The following is a 23,073-nucleotide window of genomic DNA, read 5'->3' as shown; positions in this document are numbered from 1 at the left end:
TCAGCCGCTATGAAAAGCCCTCAACCGACCGTGTCCATGGCGGATAAAGTTGCCCTGATCGACAGCCTCTGCGCCAAGGCGCGGATCCTGCCGGTGATCACCATCGCCCGCGAACAGGACATCCTGCCGCTGGCCGATGCCCTGGCAGCCGGTGGTTTGACCGCATTGGAAGTGACCCTGCGTTCCGAGTTCGGCCTCAAGGCCATTCAGGTGCTGCGTGAGCAGCGGCCTGAACTGTGCACCGGCGCCGGCACCGTACTCGACCGCCACATGCTTGAAGCGGCGGAAGTCGCCGGTTCGCAATTTATCGTTACTCCCGGCATTACCCGCGACCTGCTGGAAGCCTCGGTACACAGCCCGATCCCGCTGCTGCCAGGCATCAGCAACGCCTCCGGCATCATGGAAGGCTACGGCCTGGGCTACCGCCGCTTCAAACTGTTCCCGGCCGAAGTCAGCGGCGGCGTTGCCGCGATCAAGGCCCTGGGCGGCCCGTTCGGCGAAGTGAAATTCTGCCCGACCGGCGGCGTCGGCCCGGCCAATATCAAAAGCTACATGGCGTTGAAAAACGTGATGTGCGTGGGTGGTAGCTGGATGCTGGACCCGGAGTGGGTCAAGAACGGCGACTGGGCCCGCATCCAGGAAGTCACCGCGCAGGCGCTGGCGCTGCTGGATTGATCTGATTCATCGAATCGTTGTTGCTGTGCTTAACGGCATTTTTGCGGTGCACTTGGTCGGTGTACCGCTTTTTTTTGCCTGCAAAAAACTGAGCCCCCCATTTAATCGCTGCTTAGCTCGGTAATGGCGTTGACCAGGACATTGATGTCCGCTGCTGACGTCACCAACCCCGGTGTCACGCGGATACAGGTACCAAACGCAGCACCCGTGCGCGTGGTGGTGAACAGGTCGTAGTCCTCGAGCATGCGATCCACCATCACCAACTGATCCCGCCCGCTGAACTTGAACGCTGTAATCCCGCAATATAGCCGTGGATCATCCGGCGTCAGCACCTCGATCCCCGGCAACGGCCGTACTTGGCTCACCCATAAATCCCTCAGGTAATTGATCCGCGCGCCCTTGGCCGCCGCGCCACCCAGCGCGCGATGTTCTTGCAGTACCAGCGGCAAGGTCATCAGTGCCGGAAAGTTCGGCGTGCTGTACGACGTGCGCGCACGCACGTCATTGACGGGATAGTGGAACTCGCCCATGTCCGGATCAATGTCAGCCAGGCGTTCGGGGGCAATATAGAGGAACCCCAGGGTCAGCGGCGCGCCGATCCATTTGTGCAGGTTGAATCCGGCGAACGCAATGCCCAGTTCGGCGAGGTTGAACTCGATCTGGCCCAGGGCATGGGCACCGTCAAGGATCACGTCGATGGCATGCTCACGCGCAGCCTTGGCGATGGCTTCAACAGGCATCACCAGGCCGGTGCGGTGGGTCACATGGGTAAGTGCCATCAGCCTGAGGCGCGGGTACCGGTCGAACGCATTGCGATAGGTCTGCACCAGGCTGTCGAAACTGGCCGGATGAGTGTGGGACAACTCGATCACTTCCACACCGCGAGCACCCGCCAACCAGCGCATCGCACCTTTGACGGTGTCGTATTCCAGGTCACTGATCAGCACCTGATCGCCGGCTTGCAGGCGGTTGTAGTTGCGGATCAGTGATTGCAGGGCTTCGGTGGCGTTGCGGGTAAAGGCGACTGCCTCGGGGTCGACGTCGATCAGGCCCGCCAGTTGGCGACGGATCTCGACGTTTTCACCTTGCTCGAAGCGCTGGCGCACATACAGCGAGTTGCTGCGGTTGATAAACGCCACGTGTTCCATGTACTGCGCCTGCACGTCGCGGCTCATGCGCCCGAAGTAGCCGTTCTCCAGGTTGATCGGGCCGGGCTCCAGCGCATAGCGCTGGGCGATGGCCTGCCAGTGAAGTTCGTTGTCAGCATTCCTTGGCATGGCGAGTCTCTTAATGGCGGGGGGCGGGTTTACCGTGTTTAACGCGCAGCGGTTCCAACAGTTCAGACAAACCGTTGTGGTCGATTTCCTGCATCAGTGCCAGCAACCCGCCCAACTCGCCGTGGGGAAAGCCTTCGCGGGCGAACCAGTTCAAGTAGGGACCCGGCAGGTCGGCGATGATCCGGCCCTTGTACTTGCCGAAGGGCATTTCGCGGGTGATCAGCAGTTCGAGTTTTTCGGGATTCATGGGCTTCGTGTGAGTGAGGCGAGATCTTCGAAAATACAGGCATTCTGCATGAAGGCCAAATGACAGATCATGCAAATAACGTACATACAGATGGTTCAAATATTTTTAAGTTATTGAAAATAAACATAAAAGTAATTTTTAAAAACCTGGCATGGGCGCTGCAATCATTAAGGCAACCCTTCTTCACCTGCCTAAGGAATTGAAAAATGACTGACATCAACAAAGAATCGATCTCCGTACTGAACGACCTGATCGAAACCAGCATCGACGGCCAGAAAGGCTTCAAGGAATGCGCTGAAGACATCAAGCATCCGGAACTCAAGGCTCTGTTTGCCAAGCGTTCCGCTGACTGCGCCACTGCCGCCGCCGAACTGAAAACCGCCGTACGTGCCCTGGGCGGTGATCCGGAAGATTCCGGCAGCGTTGCCGGCGCCCTGCACCGTGGCTGGGTCGACGTTAAGTCGATGGTTACCGGTAAAGACGAAGAGGCTGTGCTGAACGAAGCCGAGCGCGGCGAAGACCACGCACTGAAGGCTTACAAAGAAGCCATCGAGAAGATCAACAAGCACAACCTGCTGGGCATTCGTGACCTGGTTGAGCGTCAGTATCACGGCGTACAACGCAATCACGATCAGGTAAAAGCCCTGCGTAACCAGGCTCGCGCTCAGTCGTAAGCCCTGCTGTGTAACAAATGTGGGAGGGGGCTTGCTCCCGATAGCGGTGGATCAGTCGATATTTCAATGACTGACCCACCGCAATCGGGAGCAAGCCCCCTCCCACATTTGTATGGTGTTGGCCTTAAAACCGTACTCAGCCAATGCTGATCGGCGGCAGCTCGGTCAAGGTCACGACCTGCTGCTTGCGTGGTGCAAGAATTTCCGCCTCGCCATCCACTACCAGCTCATCGCGCTGGTTGAACACACGGGTGGCAATGCGTACGCGAAACTTCGGCAGCTTCTCGAGGATTTCCAGGCGCACGGTCAGGGTATCGCCGATTTTTACCGGCTTCTGGAAGCTCATCTGCTGGCCGATATAGATAGTGCCCGGCCCGGGCAGCTCACAGGCAACGGCCGCGCTGATCAGGGCGCCGCTGAACATACCGTGGGCGATACGCTCCTTGAACATGGTCGCCTTGGCGTATTCGGCATCCAGGTGCACCGGGTTGTGGTCGCCGGACATGGCGGCAAACAGCTGGATATCACGTTCTTCGACGGTCTTGCTGTAGCTGGCGGTCTGGCCGACTTCAAGGGCTTCGTACGGGGTGTTGGTTACCTGGGTCATCTAAAGGTGCATCCTGTGGCTAATCGGTAATTTAACTATCTGATTTTAAACAAAATTTATTCGCAGCGGGCCGGCCTGTGCAAGGTCATGACCTGGTCGAGCCACGCCAGTACGTCTGCCGTGACTTCATCGCGGTTGGTTTCGTTGAACACTTCATGACGCGCCTGCGGGTAGATATTCAGTTGCAGGTTCTGGCAGCCGGCTTCGCGCAGGGCATCGGCCAGGCTTTTGAGACGCTTGCCCTCACTCACCGGATCACATTCGCCGCCCATCACCAGGATGGGCAGGCCCGGATCGATCTGCACGAGATTGGACGCTTTGCTGATTTGCTGCAAGCCACCGAGCAGGTCGATCCACAACTGGTTGGTGCAGCGGAAACCGCAGAGTGGGTCATTGATGTACTTGTCGACTTCAACCGGGTCGCGACTGAGCCAATCGAACGCCGTGCGATTGGGTTTGAACGCCTTGTTGAATGAGCCGAATGACAGGAACTCGATCAGCGCACTGCGCCCACGCACACCCTGGCGCAGACGTTCGGCGCGTGCGATCAGCCGTGCGGCGCGGTAGAGCGCCACGGGCTGGAAATTCGAACCACTGAGAATCGCCCCGTTGAGGCTGGCGCTGTGGTGCAGCAGGTAGGCCTGGGCGATGTAGCTGCCCATGCTGTGGCCCAGCAAAATGATCGGCAGCCCCGGTTGTTGCTGGCCGATGTGCTGGTTGAGGCTGGCCAGGTCGCCCACCACTTTGTTCCAGCCATCTTTCTCGGCGTAGAGCCCCAAGGTGCCCTCGTCGGCGGTGCGGCCATGGCCGCGCTGGTCCGGCGCATACAGGCCGAAGCCTGCGCCACACAAGGCATCGGCCAGGCGCGCGTACCGACCACTGTGTTCGGCCATGCCGTGGGACAGCATGAGCAGCGCCTTGGGCGCAGCATCGGGCAGCCATTGATTGACGTACAGGCGGCTGTGGTCATTCGCGGTCAGCCAGAAGGTGCTGTGATTCATGGCGGTTCCTTTTCTCAAGGTCTGCACAGGGACGTTGCAGTGTATAGCTCATCCCGCGGGAAGCGTCTGATCAGCGCAGGCCCCTGTAGGAAGATTCACGCAATAAATGACGCTCCTTCCTGTATTTGCCTGTTTGGCCATAGCTGCTAACGTCCCCAAAGCTCCGCTTTTTATAAGCAGTACAAAAGCGGCCGGACACATTCAGGTAAGAGGACAAGAATAATGCAACCTGATTTCTGGAATGACAAACGCGCGGCGGGCGTTCCTAACGACATCGACCTCTCGGCCTACAAGTCGGTGATCGAAGTCTTCGAGCGCTCGTGCAAGGCCTTTGCCGACCGTCCGGCATTCAGCAACATGGGTATCACCCTGACCTACGCCGAGCTTGAGCGCCAGAGTGCGGCGTTCGCCGGCTACCTGCAGCAGCATACCGACCTCAAGCCCGGCGAGCGCATCGCCGTGCAGATGCCCAACGTGCTGCATTACCCGATTGCCGTGTTCGGCGCACTGCGTGCCGGGTTGATCGTGGTCAACACCAACCCGCTGTACACCCCGCGCGAGATGCGCCACCAGTTCAAGGACGCCGGCGTGCGTGCCCTGGTCTACCTCAACCTGTTTGGTTCGCGGGTGCAGGAGGTATGCACCGACACCGAGATCGACTACCTGATCGAAGCCAAGATGGGCGATTTCCTGCCCGCCGCCAAGGGCTGGCTGGTCAACACCGTGGTCGACAAGGTCAAGAAGATGGTCCCGGCCTACCAGTTGCCGCGTGCGGTGTCGTTCAAGCGCGCCTTGCGGATGGGCGCGGGCCTCGGCGTGACGCGCCACCCGGTGAACCTGGACGATATCGCCGTGCTGCAATACACAGGCGGCACCACCGGCCTGGCCAAGGGCGCGATGCTCACCCATGGCAACCTGGTGGCGAACATGCAACAGGTGCGCGCCTGCATGTCCCAGACCGGCGATGACGGCCACCCACTGATCAAGGAAGGGCAGGAAGTGATGATCGCGCCGCTGCCGCTGTACCACATCTATGCCTTCACCGCGAACTGCATGTGCATGATGGTCTCGGGTAATCACAACGTGCTGATCACCAACCCGCGGGACATCGGTGGGTTTATCAAAGAGCTGAAAAAGTGGCGCTTTACCGGGTTGCTGGGGCTCAACACGTTGTTTGTGGCGCTGATGGACCACCCGGACTTCAAGAACCTGGATTTCTCCCACCTCAAGCTCACCAACTCCGGTGGCACGGCACTGATCAAGGCCACGGCCGAACGCTGGGAGCAAATCACCGGCTGCTCGATCGGCGAGGGCTACGGCCTCACGGAAACCTCGCCGGTCGCCAGCACCAATCCCTACGGCAACAAATCACGGCTGGGTACCGTGGGTATCCCGGTGCCCGCCACGGCGATGAAGGTGATTGATGACGAAGGCACCGAGCTGCCCCTGGGCGAGCGCGGCGAGTTGTGCATCAAGGGCCCGCAGGTGATGAAGGGCTACTGGCAGCAACCGGCCGCCACCGCTGAGGCTCTGGACGCCGAAGGTTGGCTGAAGACCGGTGACATCGCGGTGATCGACGACGATGGGTTTGTGCGCATTGTCGACCGCAAGAAGGATTTGATCATCGTCTCGGGTTTCAATGTGTACCCCAACGAGATCGAAGACGTGGTAATGGCCCACCCGGCGGTGGCCAACTGCGCGGTGATCGGCGTGCCGGACGAGCGCACGGGGGAGGCGGTGAAGCTGTTTGTGGTGGCGCGTGCGGAAGGGGTGAGCCTTGAGGAGTTGAAGGCGTACTGCAAGACCAACTTCACGGGGTACAAGGTGCCCAAGCACATTGTGTTGCGCGACTCGTTGCCGATGACGCCGGTAGGGAAGATCCTGCGCAGGGAGCTACGCGACATCGCCTGATGTGAAATGCGGTAAAAAATGTGGGAGGGGCGGTGCGACGATTCGGCTTGCCCTCGATAGCGGAGAATCAGTCACCCGATATATAGACTGAACCACCGTTATTGGGGCTAGCTGAATTGTCGCACCGCCCCTCCCACATTTGTCGTGTGTCATCCTGAAGGCCTTATTCCAGAGCCTTTCATGTAGGTTTTTTACTTCCGTTTAAAGTGTGACCAAATATTGTAGGACAGTCATGATTATGACTGTAGGGCCCTCCTTTGGCTCTAGGCGGCCCTTGGCAAAGCTGCTACTCTCGGCGCGCTTTGTGACGTCTAGGCCTGCTTGAAAGCGCCAGATTCACCAAAAAAAACATACACCAATAATAATCGCATCAAATGCGATGATGAATTCGCGTCGCTGAGGAGTGGGCTTCCATGCACGAAGACTTTTGGAAGGATAAGTACCCCGCCGGGATTGCTGCAGAAATCAATCCAGACGAGTATCCGAATATTCAGGCGGTATTGAAGCAGTCCTGCCAGCGCTTCGCCAACAAACCGGCTTTCAGCAACCTGGGCAAGACACTCACCTATGGTGAATTGTACGAACTGTCCGGCGCCTTCGCCGCGTACCTGCAACAGCATACCGACTTGAAGCCCGGCGATCGAATTGCCGTGCAGTTGCCCAACGTCCTGCAATACCCGGTCGCCGTGTTCGGTGCCATCCGTGCCGGCCTGATCGTGGTCAACACCAACCCGCTGTACACCGCGCGGGAAATGGAACACCAATTCAATGATTCCGGCGCCAAGGCGCTGGTTTGCCTGGCCAACATGGCCCACCTGGCGGAAAAGGTCGTACCCAAGACCGCCGTCAAGCATGTGATCGTCACCGAAGTCGCCGACCTGTTGCCGCCGCTCAAGCGCCTGCTGATCAACAGCGTCATCAAGTACGTGAAGAAAATGGTTCCGGCCTATCACTTGCCCAAGGCGATCAAGTTCAACGACGTACTCGCCAAGGGCCAGGGGCAAGCGGTCAACGAAGTCTGCCCGGCCAGCAGCGATGTGGCTGTATTGCAATACACCGGTGGCACCACCGGTGTGGCCAAGGGCGCGATGCTCACCCACCGCAACCTGGTCGCCAACATGTTGCAATGCAAGGCGCTGATGGGCTCCAACCTCCATGAAGGTTGCGAGATCCTGATCACGCCGCTGCCGCTGTACCACATCTATGCGTTCACCTTTCATTGCATGGCGATGATGCTGATCGGCAACCACAACATCCTTATCAGCAACCCGCGCGACCTGCCGGCGATGGTCAAGGAACTGTCGAAGTGGAAGTTCAGCGGCTTTGTCGGCCTGAATACCCTGTTCGTGGCGCTGTGCAACAACGAAGCCTTCCGCAAGCTGGACTTCTCCGCGCTGAAGGTCACCCTGTCGGGCGGCATGGCCCTGCAACTGGCGGCGGCCGAGCGTTGGAAAGCCGTGACCGGTTGCGGCATCTGCGAAGGCTACGGCATGACCGAAACCAGTCCGGTGGCCACGGTGAACCCGATCCAGCATATCCAGATCGGTACCATCGGCATTCCGGTGCCGTCCACCCTGTGCAAGGTCATCACCGACGACGGTGTCGAACTGGCCCTGGGTGAAGTCGGAGAACTGTGCGTCAAGGGCCCGCAGGTGATGAAGGGCTACTGGCAGCGCGAAGACGCCACTGCCGAGATGCTCGACAGCGACGGCTGGCTGAAGACCGGCGACATCGCGATCATCCAGCCGGATGGCTATATGCGTATCGTCGATCGCAAGAAGGACATGATCCTGGTCTCCGGCTTCAACGTGTACCCCAACGAGCTGGAAGACGTGCTGGCGGGCCTGCCGGGCGTGCTGCAGTGCGCGGCCATCGGTGTGCCGGATGAAAAATCCGGGGAACACATCAAGCTCTTTATCGTGGTCAAGCCGGGTGCCACCCTCACCAAGGAACAGGTGATGGAGCATATGCGCGCCAATGTCACCGGCTACAAGGTGCCAAAGGCCGTGGAATTCCGCGATGCGTTGCCGACCACCAACGTGGGCAAGATCCTGCGCCGCGAATTGCGTGATGAAGAGTTGAAGAAACTCGGTCTTAAAAAGTAACGCAGTCCAAAGGTGGGAGGGGCGGTGCGACGATTCGACTTGCCCCCTCCCGCCTTTAAATCCGGTGCTTACACGGCGAACTGCGCGAATCTGATTCCCGCACCCGCCGGCCGCACATCCTTCAAGAACGAATCCTTGTCCGCACTCAGCTCCAGGGTAATTTCCGGCTTGCGCTTGCCCGCATTGCGCACCACCAGCCCTTCGAGCTTTTCACGCAGGAACGCTGTCGGCACCTTCAGGTGCAGCAGTTGGTCGGTCTCGGCGTTGTGCATCAACAGGTGAATCCACTCGTACTGGCCGACGGCAATACGACCCACCGGCAGATCGAACCACCAGATGTTGCGTTTGCGGTCCAGGTCGGTGAAGTGGCAGTTGTTGACGCCGAGTACGGCACCACCCAGTTCCTGGTTTCTGCGGGCGATGGCCTGTGCTTTATTGAGTTTCATAACCTTCCTACGGGATCTGTTATTCAGCGTTAGAGCCTGAATCTGCCGGGCATTCTCGTGGGTTGGCTGCAAAACATAAAGCCAAACCTGCGGCTGGTGATGAAATGCGCACTGAAAAATAATTGAAACTCTGCCGAACGGCCTCGGGTCAACCTCTACGTAATGACCAAAATCCTTGATTGTTCCCAGGAGAGATACCATGAGTAGCACATCGGATAAGGCAAAAGGCTTGGCGAATGAAGCCGTCGGCAATATCAAGCAGGGCGTCGGCAAAGCCACTGACAACGACAAGCTGCGCGCTGAAGGCGTCATTCAAGAAAAGAAAGGCGAAGTTCAAAAAGCGGTTGGCGACACCAAGGACGCGGTCAAGAAAGCGACCAAATAGTCCTGACCCGGCTGACGGCAATTGCCCAGTCTTGCGGCCATCCACGGATGGCCGTTTTTATGTCATGTGTTGCAACTAAAGTTTCGAAATTGTTTCAAAGTCGCCAAATGGGCTACTTTGATGTAGAAAACGGCCCCTGAGTCGCCCACGAACTTACCCTCTTTGCGGCGAAAGGAGACGCTATGATCTTTCCGGTTCTCGATGGTCTCAAGCTGCACAAGGTGCTGGTGCGTACCGTCAAGGAATTCGTCGATGACGAGATGTCCACCTATGCCTCGGCACTGGCCTACCAGATGCTGTTCTCGTTGTTTCCCTTCTTGCTGTTCCTTATCGCCCTGATCGGTTTCCTGCACCTGCCGGACTTTTTCACCTGGCTGCGCCTGCAGTCGGAGCTGGTGTTGCCGCCCCAGGCCCTGGAGCAGGTCAACCCGGTGATCGACCAGTTGCAGCAATCCAAGGGCGGCTTGCTCTCGGTGGGTATCGTGATTGCCCTGTGGACCGCCTCCGCTGGCGTGCGCCTGATGATGAGCGCCATGAACGCTGCGTACGACGTGGTGGAAGGCCGGCCGATCTGGAAGCGTTTTCCGTTGTCGATTTTCTACACCGTGGGCATCGCCGGCATGCTGCTGGCCGCCGCCGCGCTGATGGTGCTCGGCCCACAGGTGATGGAATGGCTGGCTGGCCAGATTGGCATGCAGGAGTTCGTGGTCACCCTGTGGACCATCGTGCGATGGCCGCTGATTGTGATCCTGCTGATGTTCGCCGTGGCCCTCATGTATTACGTGATGCCGGACGTCGAGCAGAAGTTTCGCTTTATCACCCCGGGTTCGGTGCTCGCGGTGGTGGTGTGGATCGTCGCCTCTCTTGGTTTTGGCTACTACGTCAAAACCTTTGCCGACTACAACGCCATGTATGGCAGCATCGGTGCGATCATCGTGCTGCTTCTGTACTTCTATATTTCCGCCGCCGTGCTGCTGCTGGGGGCGGAGATGAACGCCGTGATCGAGCATATGTCGGCCGAAGGCAAGGAACCCGGCGCGAAGGATTTCGACGAGCCCCCGCAGGAAAAACAACACGTCTCCGGCCTCGGCCGCGACCACTCCAAACCCACTACCGACGAAGTCTGATCGATGATCCGTGAAATCCTGAAAATGGGCGATGAGCGCCTGCTGCGTATCGCCCCGCCGGTACCGCCGGAAATGTTCGACAGCCCCGAGCTGTGGCAATTGATCGACGACATGTTCCAGACCATGGAGCACGTGGGCGGCGTCGGCCTGGCCGCCCCGCAGATTGGCGTCGACCTGCAACTGGTGATCTTTGGGTTCGAAGCCAGCGAGCGCTACCCGGATGCGCCGCCGGTGCCGCAGACCATCCTGATCAACCCATTGATCACGCCGCTCAGTCCGGTGTTGGAAGAAGGCTATGAAGGCTGCCTGTCGGTGCCCGGACTGCGTGGCGCGGTGGACCGTTACCAGCAGATTCGCTACGAGGGTTTTGATCCGAAGGGTGAGCCGATCGTACGTTTCGCCGATGGCTTCCACGCGCGGGTGGTGCAGCATGAATGCGACCACCTGATCGGCCGGCTGTACCCTTCGCGGATTACCGACTTCAGCAAGTTCGGGTTCATTGACGTGATGTTTCCCGACATGGACCCTGCGGCTGACGAGTAATCGCAGACACGCTGAGATCAAAATGTGGGAGGGGGCAAGTCGCACCGCCCCTCCCACATTTGATTTGCATTTGAGGCCAGGTTATTTGGCCGGTTTGACGAACCGCAACGTCATCCGGTCCGACTCGCCAATCGCCACATACTTGGCCTTATCCTGCTCCCCCAACTTCAACGTCGGCGTCAACGTCCACACACCAGCGGGATAATCCTTGGTGTCCTTCGGGTTGGCGTTGACCTCACTCTGGCCAACCAGCTTGAACCCCGCATCGGTGGCCAGTTTCACCACCTGGGCGGTGGTCAGGTAACCGCTGTCCTTGACGATCTAAGCCCATCGCGATCATCGGTTTGTTGCGCTTGTAGCGCACCAGCCGCTCGCTAAGCGATTGCGGCAATAGCGTGTCCTGGGTGAAACCCATGCGCTGATACAAACCCTCCAGGTCCGGATGGCACAACAACCACAGGGTGCCTTGCACCTCGGCCGCCGCCGCAGCTATCAATCGCCCCGCCAACCCTTGGCCGCGATACGCCGGGTCGACAAACACGCCGGTCAACCACTGTCCGCTGACCACGGGCGTCAGGCACAGACCTGCGACAATCCCGCTGTCGCGCGCTACCCACAAACGCCCGCCCTTGAGCGCCTTCATCGGTGAGTGATGGCTGCGATAAAACTTGTTCAGCAGCGGCCACAGCGGCTCAGCCAGGGGTTCGATGTGCAGTTCGGGCATGGTGTTTGGCCGACATAATCAAGGGCCGGGGATTATAAGCGCCTTCTGTGCGGCAATAGGTGGTATACCCAGTGTTACATCCCCTGTAAGTGGAGCATGCATCATGGCCAAAGGTATGGATTCAAAGAAAGCCGCGAAGAAGAAACCGGCAAAAACCGCCGATGAAAAACGCGCGGACAAGAAAGCCAAGAAAACCGAGACAGGCCTGTTCGGTCACTGAGTTACACGCTTAGAACCAAACGATCTGCAAGATTTTCCCGCGTCACGGCACAGGGCAGGAAATACCTGCTCTGAGTTGCCGATGCCCAACAATTCACGGCGTCGGCGGTTCCTGCACTCCGTTGCATTTCAGCTTATGGGTTTTCGGCGGCCAACGCGGCGATGACCGCTGGCCGCTCGCCTACCCGCTGCATAAACGCCACCAGCGCCGGCCACTGTTGCAGATCAATGTGGTGAAACGCCGCCCAGCGCAGCACCACAAACAAGTACGCATCCGCCACCGAATACTGCCCGCCCAACAGATAATCCTGGCTCTGCAGGGTCTGCACCAGAACTGCCAAACGCTTGTACAACGTAGCCAGGAACATCGCCCGCACGTCACCCTGGATCGCACCGTTGAAGAACACCGCCAGGCCTCCATGAATTTCCGTGGCAATAAAATTCAGCCATTCCTGCAAGCGCACGCGCGCCCAGCTGTCATTGGCCGGGGCCAGGCCCGCTGCGGGTTTCAGGTCGGCCAGGTATTGCAGGATCGCGCTGGCTTCGGTCAGCACCTGGCCGTTATCCAGTTGCAGCGCAGCGACGTAGCCCTTGGGGTTGATCTGAAGGTAGTCCTGGCCATCGGCAGTGGTTTTGGCCTGGTTGTCGACCCGTACCAACTCGAACGGCAACGCCAATTCGCGCAGCACGATATGCGGCGCGAGGGAACAGGCGTTCGGCGAAAAATACAGCTTCATCGTGGGCAACTCCGTAGGATTTGCGTCAGTCTCACGGGCATGGCACCGTGCGTAAAATTAAACCTTCAGACCCCTGCCATAAGGACAGCGACTGCCATGATGAACCTGATGCACTGGCGCCTGCTGGTGGCTGTGGCCGATCAGGGCAGCATTACCGCTGCCGCCGAATGCGTGGGCATGACCCAATCCGCCGCCAGCCAGGCCATGGCCAGCATGGAGGCAACCCTGGGCGCGCAACTGTTCACCCGCGAACCACGCAAGACGTTGCCCACTGCCCTGGGGTTGAGTGTGATCGAGCAGGCACGGGTGATGCTGGGTGCGTTGCAGACCATTCGCAGCACTGTGGATGAAGCGCGCCCGATGCTGCGTGGAAGTCTTCGTATCGCCAGTTTCCCCAAGGTGCTGGCAACGTTTCTGACACCGCTGTTGCAACGTTTCCGTCAGTTGTACCCCGGCATCGAGGTCACCACCCTGGATGTCACCGACAACGAAGTACTCACCCTGCTCGATGCCGACCTGATCGACCTGGGCGTGGTGCTCAACCCCCGGCCCGAGCGCAACGCCACGGTGTTGGGGCGGGACTTGTGGCTGGCGGTGCTGCCCGCGAACCATACGTTGGCGCAACGCTCGGTTGATGCCACGGTGTCGCTTGAGGAATTGCTCGCACAACCCTTCGTCCTCGCCACCGGTGGTTGCACTGCCAATGCCCGTAGCCTGGGAGCCGCGGCGGGGCTGAGCCTGAGCGATATCCGCGTGGAAGTGCGCGAATGGAACAGCGCGTTTAGCCTGGTGCGTGAGGGCGTCGGCGTCACGCTGGTACCGGAAATGGCCCTGCCGGTTCAACGTAATGGTCTGCGCGTAATGCCGTTGACGGTGCCGCTGCACCGCGAGTTTGCCTTGGTCGGTTCACCCACCCGTCCCCCTTCGGCCGCCAGCAGTGCCTTGTTGAAAATGCTGGCTGATTAGTGGCATTGCCTCACGGCAAGCTGTGTCTATGCTCACGCTGGCGTGGGTTTGCGGTAGTGGCCGATGAAGTGTGCAGCCTCGCTGCACGTACCAGCCAGGCGACGGTGGAAAATGTGGAGGTGTGCGCAAGTAAAACCACGGCATGTGGTGGATGCGATCGGGCATTTCAATTCGACATTGCAACTGCGGTAAACAGATTTCCACTTTGATAACCCGATCAATGTGGGAGCGAGCCAGCTCTTATCAAACTTGAAATAACTGACTGATTTTAAAGGGTTAAAATTTCACCCTAAAGTCTTGAGTCTTGCATAAGCAATTTCAGTCGACGGCATTCTTGTGGCGAGCGGGCTTGTCGAATCGTCGCACCGCCCGCGTTGGGCTGCGCAGCAGCCCCAAAACCAGGCGCAGAAGAGTGCCTGATACACTGCATTCGTCTTCATCAGGGGCTGCTTCGCACCCCAACGCGGGACAAGCCCGCTCGCCACAGAGGTTCCAGTTTGCTGCGCGACAGCGCTACGTTGAAGAGGTAGTGGGGCCTTCCACATTTGATCAGCGGTGCCTGTTAGATCGCCGCCAGGGTTTCTTTCACTGTCTGCGCCTGCGGCTCAGTGGTCTTCGCCGCCACCTGCTGCTCTTGCTGTTGCTTCAAGCGCTCAGCCACTTGCTTGGAAATGGCGTCCTGCTTTTCCTGCGACATGTTCTGCACATCCGCCTCGGTCAACCCCTGCTCCTTGAGCAATTGCTCACGGATTCGCTCGGCCGGGGTTTTGCTCATGTAATCGGTGAAGTCTGCACGGGCGGAGCTGGTGGCGGGTACATCCGTCGTCGCCGTGGTAGCCGCAGTGCTGGCCTGCAACTGCACGCGGGTCTTGGCGAAAGCTTCGTCGATGCGATCGCTCGCCTTGTCCAGATCCTTCTGCGCGGCCGGCAGGGTCACGCTTTGCTGCGCCGCTTGCAGGGCACCGCTGTACAGCGTGCTGGCGGCGGCGTTGGCAGGGTCCATGTCGGGCCGCGTGATCTTTTGAATGGTCGACACGGCTTGGGTGTTGTTGTTAACCAGCATGATCGGTCACCTGGGAAAATGTTCGGTGCCATAGCGGGAGCAAATAACATGCCGGGTCCGATAACCCCGGTTTTACTGGATTTGGCCTGGCCGCCGCGGCAAACATTGTCCCGCAGGCGGCCAACCGTTGCCGTCAATGGGCGATATTTTCCAAGGCCAGGTTGCGCGTACGCGGGCCGAACCAACTGATGGTGATCATCACGATCAGCATGCTGCTGGCAATAAACGCCAGCACACCGGGTGTGCCCAGGTGTTCGAGGATAAAACCGATCAACAGGCTGCTGAACACCGTCGACAAGCGGCTGAATGAATAGCAGAACCCCACCGCCCGCGCGCGGATATTGGTCGGGAACAGCTCGCTCTGGTAGGAGTGGTAACTGAAGCTCAGCCAGGCGTTGCAGAAGGTGATCATCACCCCGCAGATCACCAGCCCCACCGCCGTGGTCTGCAGGGCGAACAGGCTGCCGAAGATCACCGCGCCCATGGCCGAGCCGACAATCTGCCATTTGTTTTCAAAGCGGTTGGCCACCTTCACGAACAGCAACGGCCCCAGCGGGTAGGCGAGGGTGATGATAAAGGCGTACAGCAAGCTGTGGGTCACGCTGACGCCTTGCCCCGAGAGCAACGCCGGCAGCCAGTTGCCGAAACCAAAAAAGCCGATGGCCTGGAACACATGGAACACAATCAGCATCAACGCGCGGCGGCGGTATGGCGGTTGCCAGATGTCGGCAAAACGGCCGCTGCCTTGCACACTGACCGCTTCGGGTTCGGGTTCATCCAGCGGTTTGCCGTGGTCTTTCCGGCAGCGCGCCTCAAGGCTGTCCATGATCGTACCGGCTTCTTCGAAGCGGCCTTTCTGCGCCAGCCAGCGCGGTGACTCCGGCAGGCGCTTGCGCAGTTGCCAGATAAACAGCGCAAACACCGCACTGCTAAGCACCACCCAGCGCCAACCCGAGACCCCGAACGGGGCCTGGGGCACCAGCCACCACGACATCAACGCCACGGCCGGCACCGACAGGAACTGGATGAAAAACGCAAAGGCAAACGCTGAACTGCGCATGCGCTTGGGCACCAGTTCAGACAGATAGGCGTCGATGGTCACCAGCTCGATACCCAGGCCGATGCCCACCAGGAAACGCATGCAGATAATGCCCAGCGCGGACGTCTGAATGCCCATCAACACCGTGGCGACGGTGTACCAGATCAGCGCGAAGGTAAAAATCGCCCGGCGTCCGAAGCGGTCGGCGATGGGGCTGAGCAGGCTGGCGCCGAGGAACAGGCCGAGGAAGGTCGCCGAGGCGAATGCCGCCTGGTCCGAGAAGCCAAACACGCCCTCGCTGCCGGTGTGGAAAATCCCGTCACTGATCAGGCCGGGGCTGATGTAGGCGGTCTGGAACAAGTCATACAGCTCGAAAAAACCGCCGATCGACAGCAGCGCCACCAGGCGCCAGACCGTGGCGACGGCGGGCAGGCGGTCGATACGCGCGCTGATATGGGCGGCGCGGATCGGGTCGATGCCGTCTGTAGCGGGGAGTGCAGGCATGGCGGGAAAAACTCAGTCAGTGATGGGGATATCGAAGGTCTGAAATGCATCGTCCAGCGGATGGTAACCCAACACCCGCGTGGTTTCGCTCAGGTCCAGGCGCTTGAAGCGGTTATTGGAAATGCCGTGGGCGATCAGGTGTTTCACGCCTTCGGCCTCCACTGAACGCTGCAGCAGGTGCACCGCATCCCGCGGGCTGAGCCAGGCACTGAGGTCACGGGCGTTGTTCAGGTCGTGGGTTTCCACGAATTCGAAGGCGCCGATGCGCAGGGCAATCGTCGACAGCGGGGTTTTTGCCGCGTAGTAGCCACACAGCGCTTCGCCGTAGCATTTGCTCACGCCATACAGGTTGGCGGGCATCACCGGCATGCCTGGGGTGATCTGCCGGTCTACCGGATAGCCTTCGATGGTTTGTGCACTGCTGGCGAATACCAGGCGTTGCACACCCGCAGCCACGGCGGCTTCGAACAGGTAGGTGGTGGCGAGGATATTGTTCGGCAGCAGTTCGTCGAACGAGGCGCTGGCGTGGGGGATGCCCGACAGGTGCACGATCACGTCGATACCTTCGAGCAGGCTGGCCAGGGCGGCTTTGTCGCTGAGGTCGGCATGTACGAAGCGGTGTTCGCCCAAATCGAAATCCGGCGCGATGCGGTCTGTGAGGGTGAAACGGTAGCGGTCTTTCGAGGCGTCGAAAAACGTCTTGCCGATTCTGCCGCAGGCGCCGGTGAGCAGTACGGTGAGTCCTTTCACGTGCATGTCCTTAGTTGTGACCGTCGAGGGCGAAGAGCTGGAAGCCCTGGTGCTGGCCGAGGCGCTGGTAGTAGGCGGCAATGGCGGGGTAGGCCGGGCGCTCCATCGGCGTCATCTGCCAGCGGTGCACCGAGAGGCCGATGAGGATGTCGGCGAGGGTGAATTCATCGCCGGCAACAAAGGCGCCGGTCCTCGCCAACTGTTGCTCGAGGATGCCCATCTTGTCGTTCCAGAGTTGCACGGCGGCAGCAATCTGTGCCGCGTCCAGGCCGTCCGGGTTATTGCGTACCAGGGCGGTGAAGGCATCGCCCCAGGCACGATTGAGTTCGACGGCCTGCCAGTCGATCCACTGCTCGACCCGGGCCCGTGGTGCGGGCTCGACGGGCAGCAGGTCGTGGCGTTGGTAAAGCCCCACGAGGTAGCGGCAGATGGTATTGGATTCCCACAGCACGCCGTGGTCGTCGATCAGCACCGGTATCTGCGCGTTGGGGTTCAGGGCGAGGAATTCGGCGGACTGGGTGGGCTGGAAGCCGATGCCCCAGTCTTCGCGCACATAGTCGATGCCCAGTTCCTGACAGGTCCAGAGCACTTTGCGTACGTTGATGGAGGACGTGCGACCCAGGATTTTCAGTGAGTGTGCCATGGTGCTTTCCTTGCGGTGGAGAACAGCCAATCTAGCAGGAGGGAGAAGCTACGGCGATGCCACCGAGCGGGCGGGCTCGAAATGTGGGCCTACGTGCTTTCCCGCACCTGCAACTCAAACCCCATATCCACCACCGGCTTGGCGATCTTGTTGCCCGCCATGATCGTCAACAAATGCTCCGCCGCCCGCCGCCCAATCGCTTCCCGGGGCGTGCTGATGCTGCTCAGGCGCGGCACCATGAACGACGACGCCGGCAAGTCGTTGAAGCCCAGCACCGCCACGCGCTCTGGCACTTTGATGCCGTGGCGCATGGCTTCGAGCAGCGCGCCCTGGGCCAGGTCGTCGTTGCCGAAGAAGATCGCATCCACATCCGGATGGGCCGCCAGCAGTTGCAGGAACAGTTCGCCGCCCAGGCCCACCGAGGAGGGGCGTGGTGTCAGCAGTTCCAGCGCCGGGTCGTACAGGCCGGCCTGTTGCAGTGCCCGGCGGAAGCCTTCGCCACGCAGCAGGGTGCGTTGGTCCAGTTGCGCGCCGATATACGCCAGGCGCTTGCGCCCCCGTGAGATCAAATGCGCGGCGGCCGTTTCACCCGCCGCCAACTGCGAGAAGCCCACGCAATTCACGCCGGCGTTGGGGTCGAGGTCCATCATGTACACACACGGCACATTGCTGGCCTCGACCATCCGTCGGGCGCTTTCGGTGCGATCGAAGCCGGTCAGCAGCAACCCGCGGGGCTGGTAGGCCATGTAGTTGCGCAGCAGGTTTTCTTCTTCGTCGCGCGAATAGTGGGAGTTGCCGATCAGCACTTCAAAGCCCTTAGGCCGCAGTACCTGGTGAATGGCTTCAAGGGTTTCGATAAACAGCAGGTTGGACAACGACGGCACCAATACCACCACCGAATGGCTCTGGGCCGACGCCAGGGCGCGGGCGGCGGGGTTGACCACGTAGTTGAGTTCGGCAGCGGCGTGCTGGACTTTTTCCACCAGTTCGATGGCGACGGTGCTGATGCCGCGCAGCGCGCGGGAGGCGGTAATCGGGCTGACGCCGGCCAGGCGCGCGACTTCATTGAGGGTAGGGCGACCGGTGGTGCGGGTATTTTTATCGTTCTTAGAGGTCATCAGGCGGCTTGCCAAACAAAAATCGAGGCACTAAGGTAGCGCTGTCTCCAAAAGGCTGCAAATTATTGAACTTTGGGTTGCCTGATCCGGTTCAAATGATTGGAGCGGATGCACGCGTCACTCCATAAAAATGACAAGACGGCGCGGGAAAAGCCTGTTTTTGCACTCGCCTTACAGCGTGCAAAGGTAGCGCTATCTGCGTCTTGAGGTGTTCCATGAGTCAACCTGTTACCGCCCTGGTCATCATGGGTGTTGCCGGCTGTGGCAAGACCAGTGTCAGCGAGGCCCTGTGCCAGTTGAACGGCGCCACCGCCATTGAAGGCGACAGCTTTCACCCTGCCGCGAACATCGAAAAGATGAGCGCCGGCCACCCCCTCAACGACGACGACCGCGCCGGCTGGCTCGACATCCTGTGCGATGAACTGCGCCGTTCGCTCAAAGCCGGTGAACACCCGGTACTCACCTGCTCCGCGCTGAAAAAGAAATACCGCGACCACCTGCGCGAAGCCGCGCCGGGCCTGGGCTTTGTATTCCTGGAGCTGACCCGCGAAGTCGCCGCCGACCGCGTGTCCCATCGCCCCGGCCATTTCATGCCGGCAAGCCTCATCGACAGCCAGTTCGCCACTCTTGAATCGCCCAAAGGCGAGCCGCTGACCCTGGCCCTCAACGCCAGCGAAGACAGCGTCGAGGCGCTGGCCGAGCAGACCAACGCCTGGTGGCTGAAGCACGGTTTTGAACCATCCAACTGATTTTTTGCCGGAAGAGATAGCGCTATCCCCGGCAGGAAATTCAACACCCGCTTTAATAACAACAACAAACAGGAGAGACCCCCCATGTTTGGCATGTCCCACGAGTCGTACCTGCTGTTAGATGCAGTCGTTACCATCATCGGGCTGATCGTCTTGATCACTCGGTTCAAGGTTCACCCGTTCATTGCGCTGATCATCGCGGCAGGCTTCCTCGGCCTGACCTCGGGCATGCCGGTGGACAAGATCATCAAGGCGTTCCAGGACGGTTTTGGCGGGGTGCTCGGCTTTGTCGGCATCATCCTCGCGCTGGGCACCATGCTCGGCAAGATGATGGCCGAATCCGGCGGCGCCGATCAGATCGCCCAGACCCTGATCCGCGCCTTCGGCAAGGACAAGGTCCAGTGGGCCATGATGTTCGCCGCGTTCCTGGTGGGCATTCCGCTGTTCTTCGAGATCGGCTTTGTGCTGCTGATCCCGCTGGTGTTTATCGTTGCGCGCCGCACCGGCGTGTCGCTGATCAAGATCGGCATCCCGCTGCTCGCCGGCCTGTCGGCAGTCCACGGCCTGGTGCCGCCGCACCCGGGCCCGCTGCTGGCCATCGGCGTGTTTGGCGCCGACATCGGCAAGACCATCCTGTACGGCCTGATCGTCGCGCTGCCGACAGCCATCATCGCTGGCCCGATCTTTGGTACGTTTATCGCCAAGTACATCCCGGGCAACCCGTCCCAGGAACTGGTCGACCAACTGGCCCGCGAGCCTGAGAACAAAAACCTGCCGAGCTTCAGTATCACCCTGGTCACCGTGCTGTTGCCGGTGTTCCTGATGCTGCTCAAAACCTTCGCCGACATCGCCTTTGCCGAAGGCAATGTGGTGCGCAACTGGATGGACATGATCGGTCACCCGATCACCGCCTTGCTGCTGGCGTTGCTGCTGTCGCTGTACACCTTTGGCAGCCGCCAGGGCATCCACTCCAAGCAGATCCTCAAGCTGCTCGATGCCAGCCTTGCGCCGACCGCCGCGATCATCCTGATCATCGGTGCCGGTGGTGGCTTCAAGCAGATGCTGGTGACCAGCGGCGTGGGTGACGTGATCGGCCATATGGCGGTGAACGCGCAGATCAACCCGATCCTGCTGGCGTGGCTGGTGGCGGCGGTGATTCGTGTGGCGACCGGTTCGGCCACCGTGGCGACCATTACCGGCGCGGGCATCGTGGTGCCGGTGGTGGGGATGATTCCCGGGGTTAACCGTGAGCTGCTGGTGTTGGCGACGGGGGCGGGTTCGTTGATCCTGTCTCACGTCAACGATGCGGGGTTCTGGCTGGTGAAGCAGTACTTCAACATGACCGTGGCCGAGACCTTCAAGACCTGGACGGCGATGGAGACCATCCTCTCCATTGTGGCACTGATCTTTATCATGCTGCTGTCGTTGGTGGTCTAACCGACACACCACAAGGCAAGGGTGAAAACCCAATGCAAATGTGGGAGGGGGCAAGCCCCCTCCCACATTTTGACCACATTTGTTCAGGTGGATCGGGTCAGGCTTTAGCGACCAGCCCATCCGCCCGGAACATCCCGCGAATCCCCCGCACCGCCTGGCGAATCCGGTCCTGGTTCTCGATCAGCGCAAAGCGCACATGATCATCCCCATACTCGCCAAACCCAATCCCCGGCGATACACAGACCTTCGCTTCCAGCAGCAGCTTCTTGGCAAACTCCAGCGAACCCATGGCGGCATACGCTTCCGGGATCTTCGCCCAGACGTACATCGACGCCTTGGGATTCTCCACCATCCAGCCCAGCTCATGCAGGCCCTTGACCAGCACATTGCGGCGCTGGCGGTACTGCTCGGCGATGTCCTTCACGCACTGCTGGTCGCCTTCCAACGCAGCAATCGCGGCGACTTGCAGCGGGGTGAAGGTGCCGTAGTCGTGGTAGCTCTTGATCCGTGCCAGGGCGTTGACCAGTTCCGGGTTGCCTACCATGAAACCGATGCGCCAGCCGGCCATGTTGTAGCTCTTGGACAGGGTGAAAAACTCCACCGCAATGTCCTTGGCGCCCGGCACTTGCATGATCGATGGGGCTTTCCAGCCGTCGTAGACGATGTCGGCGTAGGCCAGGTCATGCACCACCAGCACGTCGTACTGCTTGGCCAGGGCGATCACCCGTTCGAAAAAATCCAGCTCCACACACTGCGCGGTCGGGTTGGACGGGAAGCCGAGGATCATCATCTTCGGCTTGGGGATCGAGCCGCGGATCGCCCGTTCCAGCTCGGCGAAGAAGTCCACGCCAGGAATCAGCGGTACCGAACGCACCTGGGCGCCGGCAATCACGGCACCGTAGATATGAATCGGGTAGCTCGGGTTGGGCACCAGTACCGTGTCGCCCTGGTCCAGGGTCGCCAGCATCAAATGCGCCAGGCCTTCCTTGGAACCGATGGTCACGATGGCTTCGGTTTCGGGGTCGATGTCCACTTCGTAGCGGTCTTTGTACCAGCGCGAAATCGCCCGGCGCAGACGCGGAATGCCTTTGGAGGTGGAGTAGCCGTGGGTGTCTTCACGCTGGGCGACGGTAACCATTTTCTCCACGATATGGGGAGGCGTGGCGCCGTCGGGGTTACCCATGCTCAAGTCGATGATGTCTTCGCCGCGCCGACGCGCAGCCATCTTCAGCTCGGCAGTGATATTGAAAACGTAAGGGGGGAGTCGATCTATGCGCGCAAAGCGGCGCGGCGAACCTTGGTCGGCCATTGTTGCCTCGAGAGTACGTAAGCGCCCGGAACCGTCCGAGCGACGTCGGCCACTGCGGTGGCCTGCGGGGCAGACAATACGGTCGATGATGGCCAGTTGTCCAGATGCGTAGGAAAATTTTCTACATGGAGTACTGCAAGGATATGCCCCTATACTCGATACGGGTTTGTTCCCTCATAAGAAGGAGACTGTTCAGATGGATCAGCAGACAAAACAACCGTTAGAGCCACGCATGGAAGAGGGCAAGTCCCTGGTGATCGCCGGGGTACAAGGGCGTTATTCGAAGGCGACCGTGGGGGATATCCCCAAGTTGTGGAGTGTGTTCGACGAAAGCGTAAAACACATCAAGAAACGCGTCGGCGGTGTGACCTACGGCGTTTGCCATAACCCCAGCCACGGTGAATTCGATTACATGGCCGGGGTGGAAGTACCGTCCAAAGGCGATGTGCCGAGCAACTTCGAGTTCGTCGAACTGCCTGCGCACCGCTACGCCGTGTTCCCGCACTATGGCCCGGTGCAGGCATTGGAGCAGACCTACGAGCGCATCATGTTCGAGTGGTTGCCGCACTCGGGCTACAAGGTGGCGGGGGCGGATTTCGAGCGCTATAGCGCGGATTTTGATGGGCGCAAGGGCACGGGCACGGTGGAGATCTGGTTGCCTGTGGAAGCCAAGTAACCGGCTGGTTGAACACGTCCCTCTGTGGCGAGCGGGCTCGCCCCGCGTTGGGCTGCGCAGCGGCCCCAAAACCTACCGCTGCGGTTCACCCGGAAGAATGCGGCAGCACTGAATAGGGCTGCTGCGCAGCCCATCGGGAGC

General features: G+C 59.9%; 24 protein-coding genes and 2 pseudogenes. 12 read left to right on the top strand and 14 right to left on the bottom strand.

Annotation, left to right across the window (positions count from 1 at the left end):
• Window positions 1–9 precede the first annotated feature (9 nt).
• Window positions 10–675, top strand: a complete 666-nt coding sequence (locus tag HCF10_RS06360) for a bifunctional 4-hydroxy-2-oxoglutarate aldolase/2-dehydro-3-deoxy-phosphogluconate aldolase (protein ID WP_026067364.1) — start codon at window positions 10–12, stop codon at window positions 673–675.
• 101 nt (window positions 676–776) lie between these two features.
• On the opposite strand, the gene HCF10_RS06355 is transcribed toward HCF10_RS06360, so the two are convergent.
• Both HCF10_RS06355 and HCF10_RS06350 read right to left on the bottom strand, forming a co-directional pair.
• On the bottom strand, window positions 777–1,952 hold the full coding sequence (locus HCF10_RS06355) for an aminotransferase class V-fold PLP-dependent enzyme (protein ID WP_167655094.1): 1,176 nt from the start codon (window positions 1,950–1,952) through the stop codon (window positions 777–779).
• 10 nt (window positions 1,953–1,962) lie between these two features.
• The gene (locus HCF10_RS06350; RefSeq protein WP_017139191.1) at window positions 1,963–2,199 is read right to left on the bottom strand and encodes a DUF3820 family protein; all 237 of its coding nucleotides are present in this window, start codon (window positions 2,197–2,199) and stop codon (window positions 1,963–1,965) included.
• A gap of 206 nt (window positions 2,200–2,405) precedes the next feature.
• Here HCF10_RS06350 and HCF10_RS06345 point away from each other — a divergent pair, with 206 nt between their 5' ends.
• Window positions 2,406–2,873, top strand: a complete 468-nt coding sequence (locus HCF10_RS06345; protein ID WP_032891010.1) for a ferritin-like domain-containing protein — start codon at window positions 2,406–2,408, stop codon at window positions 2,871–2,873.
• Between the two features lie 136 nt (window positions 2,874–3,009).
• Here HCF10_RS06345 and HCF10_RS06340 read toward each other — a convergent pair whose 3' ends face one another.
• Together HCF10_RS06340 and HCF10_RS06335 are read right to left on the bottom strand one after the other, a co-directional pair.
• Complete coding sequence (locus HCF10_RS06340; protein ID WP_003175719.1) at window positions 3,010–3,480, bottom strand: MaoC family dehydratase; 471 nt, start codon at window positions 3,478–3,480, stop codon at window positions 3,010–3,012.
• 56 nt (window positions 3,481–3,536) lie between these two features.
• Entirely contained in the window at window positions 3,537–4,481 is a 945-nt protein-coding gene (locus tag HCF10_RS06335) for an alpha/beta hydrolase (RefSeq protein ID WP_167655093.1), read from the bottom strand.
• 222 nt (window positions 4,482–4,703) lie between these two features.
• Between HCF10_RS06335 and fadD2 the strand changes: the two genes are divergently transcribed.
• Both fadD2 and fadD1 read left to right on the top strand, forming a co-directional pair.
• Window positions 4,704–6,392, top strand: a complete 1,689-nt coding sequence (gene fadD2 / locus HCF10_RS06330; RefSeq protein ID WP_145337886.1) for a long-chain-fatty-acid--CoA ligase FadD2 — start codon at window positions 4,704–4,706, stop codon at window positions 6,390–6,392.
• Between the two features lie 413 nt (window positions 6,393–6,805).
• A complete protein-coding gene (fadD1, locus tag HCF10_RS06325; protein WP_167655092.1) occupies window positions 6,806–8,497 on the top strand; it encodes a long-chain-fatty-acid--CoA ligase FadD1 in 1,692 nt (563 codons plus the stop codon).
• A gap of 68 nt (window positions 8,498–8,565) precedes the next feature.
• Here the strand turns inward: fadD1 and HCF10_RS06320 are convergent, their stop codons facing one another.
• Window positions 8,566–8,943: a hypothetical protein gene (locus HCF10_RS06320; protein ID WP_167655091.1), complete on the bottom strand. Its 378-nt coding sequence runs from the start codon at window positions 8,941–8,943 to the stop codon at window positions 8,566–8,568.
• A 199-nt stretch (window positions 8,944–9,142) separates the two neighbouring features.
• Here HCF10_RS06320 and HCF10_RS06315 point away from each other — a divergent pair, with 199 nt between their 5' ends.
• The 3 genes from HCF10_RS06315 (at window position 9,143) to def (ending at window position 10,998) form a co-directional block, all read left to right on the top strand.
• Complete coding sequence (locus HCF10_RS06315; RefSeq protein WP_131697847.1) at window positions 9,143–9,328, top strand: CsbD family protein; 186 nt, start codon at window positions 9,143–9,145, stop codon at window positions 9,326–9,328.
• Window positions 9,329–9,510: 182 nt separating this feature from the next.
• Window positions 9,511–10,455: a YihY/virulence factor BrkB family protein gene (locus HCF10_RS06310; RefSeq protein ID WP_131697846.1), complete on the top strand. Its 945-nt coding sequence runs from the start codon at window positions 9,511–9,513 to the stop codon at window positions 10,453–10,455.
• Between the two features lie 3 nt (window positions 10,456–10,458).
• Window positions 10,459–10,998: a peptide deformylase gene (gene def, locus HCF10_RS06305; RefSeq protein ID WP_131697845.1), complete on the top strand. Its 540-nt coding sequence runs from the start codon at window positions 10,459–10,461 to the stop codon at window positions 10,996–10,998.
• An 81-nt stretch (window positions 10,999–11,079) separates the two neighbouring features.
• On the opposite strand, the pseudogene HCF10_RS06300 reads toward def, so the two are convergent.
• The 3 genes and pseudogenes from HCF10_RS06300 to gstA form a co-directional block, all read right to left on the bottom strand.
• A pseudogene (locus HCF10_RS06300) lies at window positions 11,080–11,316 on the bottom strand (methyltransferase); the annotation flags it as partial.
• Complete coding sequence (locus HCF10_RS06295) at window positions 11,234–11,722, bottom strand: GNAT family N-acetyltransferase (protein WP_237683063.1); 489 nt, start codon at window positions 11,720–11,722, stop codon at window positions 11,234–11,236. The gene HCF10_RS06295 and the pseudogene HCF10_RS06300, both read right to left, overlap by 83 nt.
• A gap of 353 nt (window positions 11,723–12,075) precedes the next feature.
• Entirely contained in the window at window positions 12,076–12,678 is a 603-nt protein-coding gene (gstA, locus tag HCF10_RS06290) for a glutathione transferase GstA (protein ID WP_131697844.1), read from the bottom strand.
• Window positions 12,679–12,774: 96 nt separating this feature from the next.
• On the opposite strand from gstA, the gene HCF10_RS06285 reads away from it, so the two are divergent.
• Window positions 12,775–13,644: a LysR family transcriptional regulator gene (locus HCF10_RS06285; RefSeq protein WP_145337893.1), complete on the top strand. Its 870-nt coding sequence runs from the start codon at window positions 12,775–12,777 to the stop codon at window positions 13,642–13,644.
• A 41-nt stretch (window positions 13,645–13,685) separates the two neighbouring features.
• Window positions 13,686–13,754: pseudogene (locus HCF10_RS31940) on the top strand (hypothetical protein); the annotation flags it as partial.
• Between the two features lie 452 nt (window positions 13,755–14,206).
• On the opposite strand, the gene HCF10_RS06275 reads toward HCF10_RS31940, so the two are convergent.
• The 5 genes from HCF10_RS06275 to HCF10_RS06255 form a co-directional block, all read right to left on the bottom strand.
• Entirely contained in the window at window positions 14,207–14,707 is a 501-nt protein-coding gene (locus tag HCF10_RS06275) for a hypothetical protein (RefSeq protein WP_131697842.1), read from the bottom strand.
• 133 nt (window positions 14,708–14,840) lie between these two features.
• The gene (locus tag HCF10_RS06270; protein WP_167655090.1) at window positions 14,841–16,250 is read right to left on the bottom strand and encodes an MFS transporter; all 1,410 of its coding nucleotides are present in this window, start codon (window positions 16,248–16,250) and stop codon (window positions 14,841–14,843) included.
• A 12-nt stretch (window positions 16,251–16,262) separates the two neighbouring features.
• Window positions 16,263–17,000, bottom strand: a complete 738-nt coding sequence (locus HCF10_RS06265) for an NAD-dependent epimerase/dehydratase family protein (RefSeq protein WP_167655089.1) — start codon at window positions 16,998–17,000, stop codon at window positions 16,263–16,265.
• A gap of 10 nt (window positions 17,001–17,010) precedes the next feature.
• The gene (locus HCF10_RS06260) at window positions 17,011–17,643 is read right to left on the bottom strand and encodes a glutathione S-transferase family protein (RefSeq protein ID WP_131697839.1); all 633 of its coding nucleotides are present in this window, start codon (window positions 17,641–17,643) and stop codon (window positions 17,011–17,013) included.
• 89 nt (window positions 17,644–17,732) lie between these two features.
• On the bottom strand, window positions 17,733–18,764 hold the full coding sequence (locus HCF10_RS06255; RefSeq protein ID WP_167655187.1) for a LacI family DNA-binding transcriptional regulator: 1,032 nt from the start codon (window positions 18,762–18,764) through the stop codon (window positions 17,733–17,735).
• 212 nt (window positions 18,765–18,976) lie between these two features.
• Between HCF10_RS06255 and HCF10_RS06250 the strand changes: the two genes are divergently transcribed.
• Together HCF10_RS06250 and HCF10_RS06245 are read left to right on the top strand one after the other, a co-directional pair.
• Window positions 18,977–19,510, top strand: coding sequence for a gluconokinase (locus HCF10_RS06250; protein ID WP_167655088.1), 534 nt, complete (start codon window positions 18,977–18,979; stop codon window positions 19,508–19,510).
• Window positions 19,511–19,594: 84 nt separating this feature from the next.
• Complete coding sequence (locus HCF10_RS06245) at window positions 19,595–20,947, top strand: GntP family permease (RefSeq protein WP_131697836.1); 1,353 nt, start codon at window positions 19,595–19,597, stop codon at window positions 20,945–20,947.
• Window positions 20,948–21,044: 97 nt separating this feature from the next.
• On the opposite strand, the gene alaC is transcribed toward HCF10_RS06245, so the two are convergent.
• Window positions 21,045–22,256, bottom strand: coding sequence for an alanine transaminase (alaC, locus tag HCF10_RS06240; RefSeq protein ID WP_032891031.1), 1,212 nt, complete (start codon window positions 22,254–22,256; stop codon window positions 21,045–21,047).
• A 196-nt stretch (window positions 22,257–22,452) separates the two neighbouring features.
• On the opposite strand from alaC, the gene HCF10_RS06235 reads away from it, so the two are divergent.
• Window positions 22,453–22,932 (top strand): GyrI-like domain-containing protein, encoded by a 480-nt coding sequence (locus tag HCF10_RS06235; RefSeq protein ID WP_131697835.1) that lies wholly within the window; start codon window positions 22,453–22,455, stop codon window positions 22,930–22,932.
• Window positions 22,933–23,073: the final 141 nt, after the last annotated feature.

It is taken from the genome of Pseudomonas sp. B14(2022), from assembly GCF_012030485.1.
Taxonomy (GTDB): domain Bacteria; phylum Pseudomonadota; class Gammaproteobacteria; order Pseudomonadales; family Pseudomonadaceae; genus Aquipseudomonas.
This window is presented reverse-complemented; position numbering and strand designations above follow the sequence as displayed.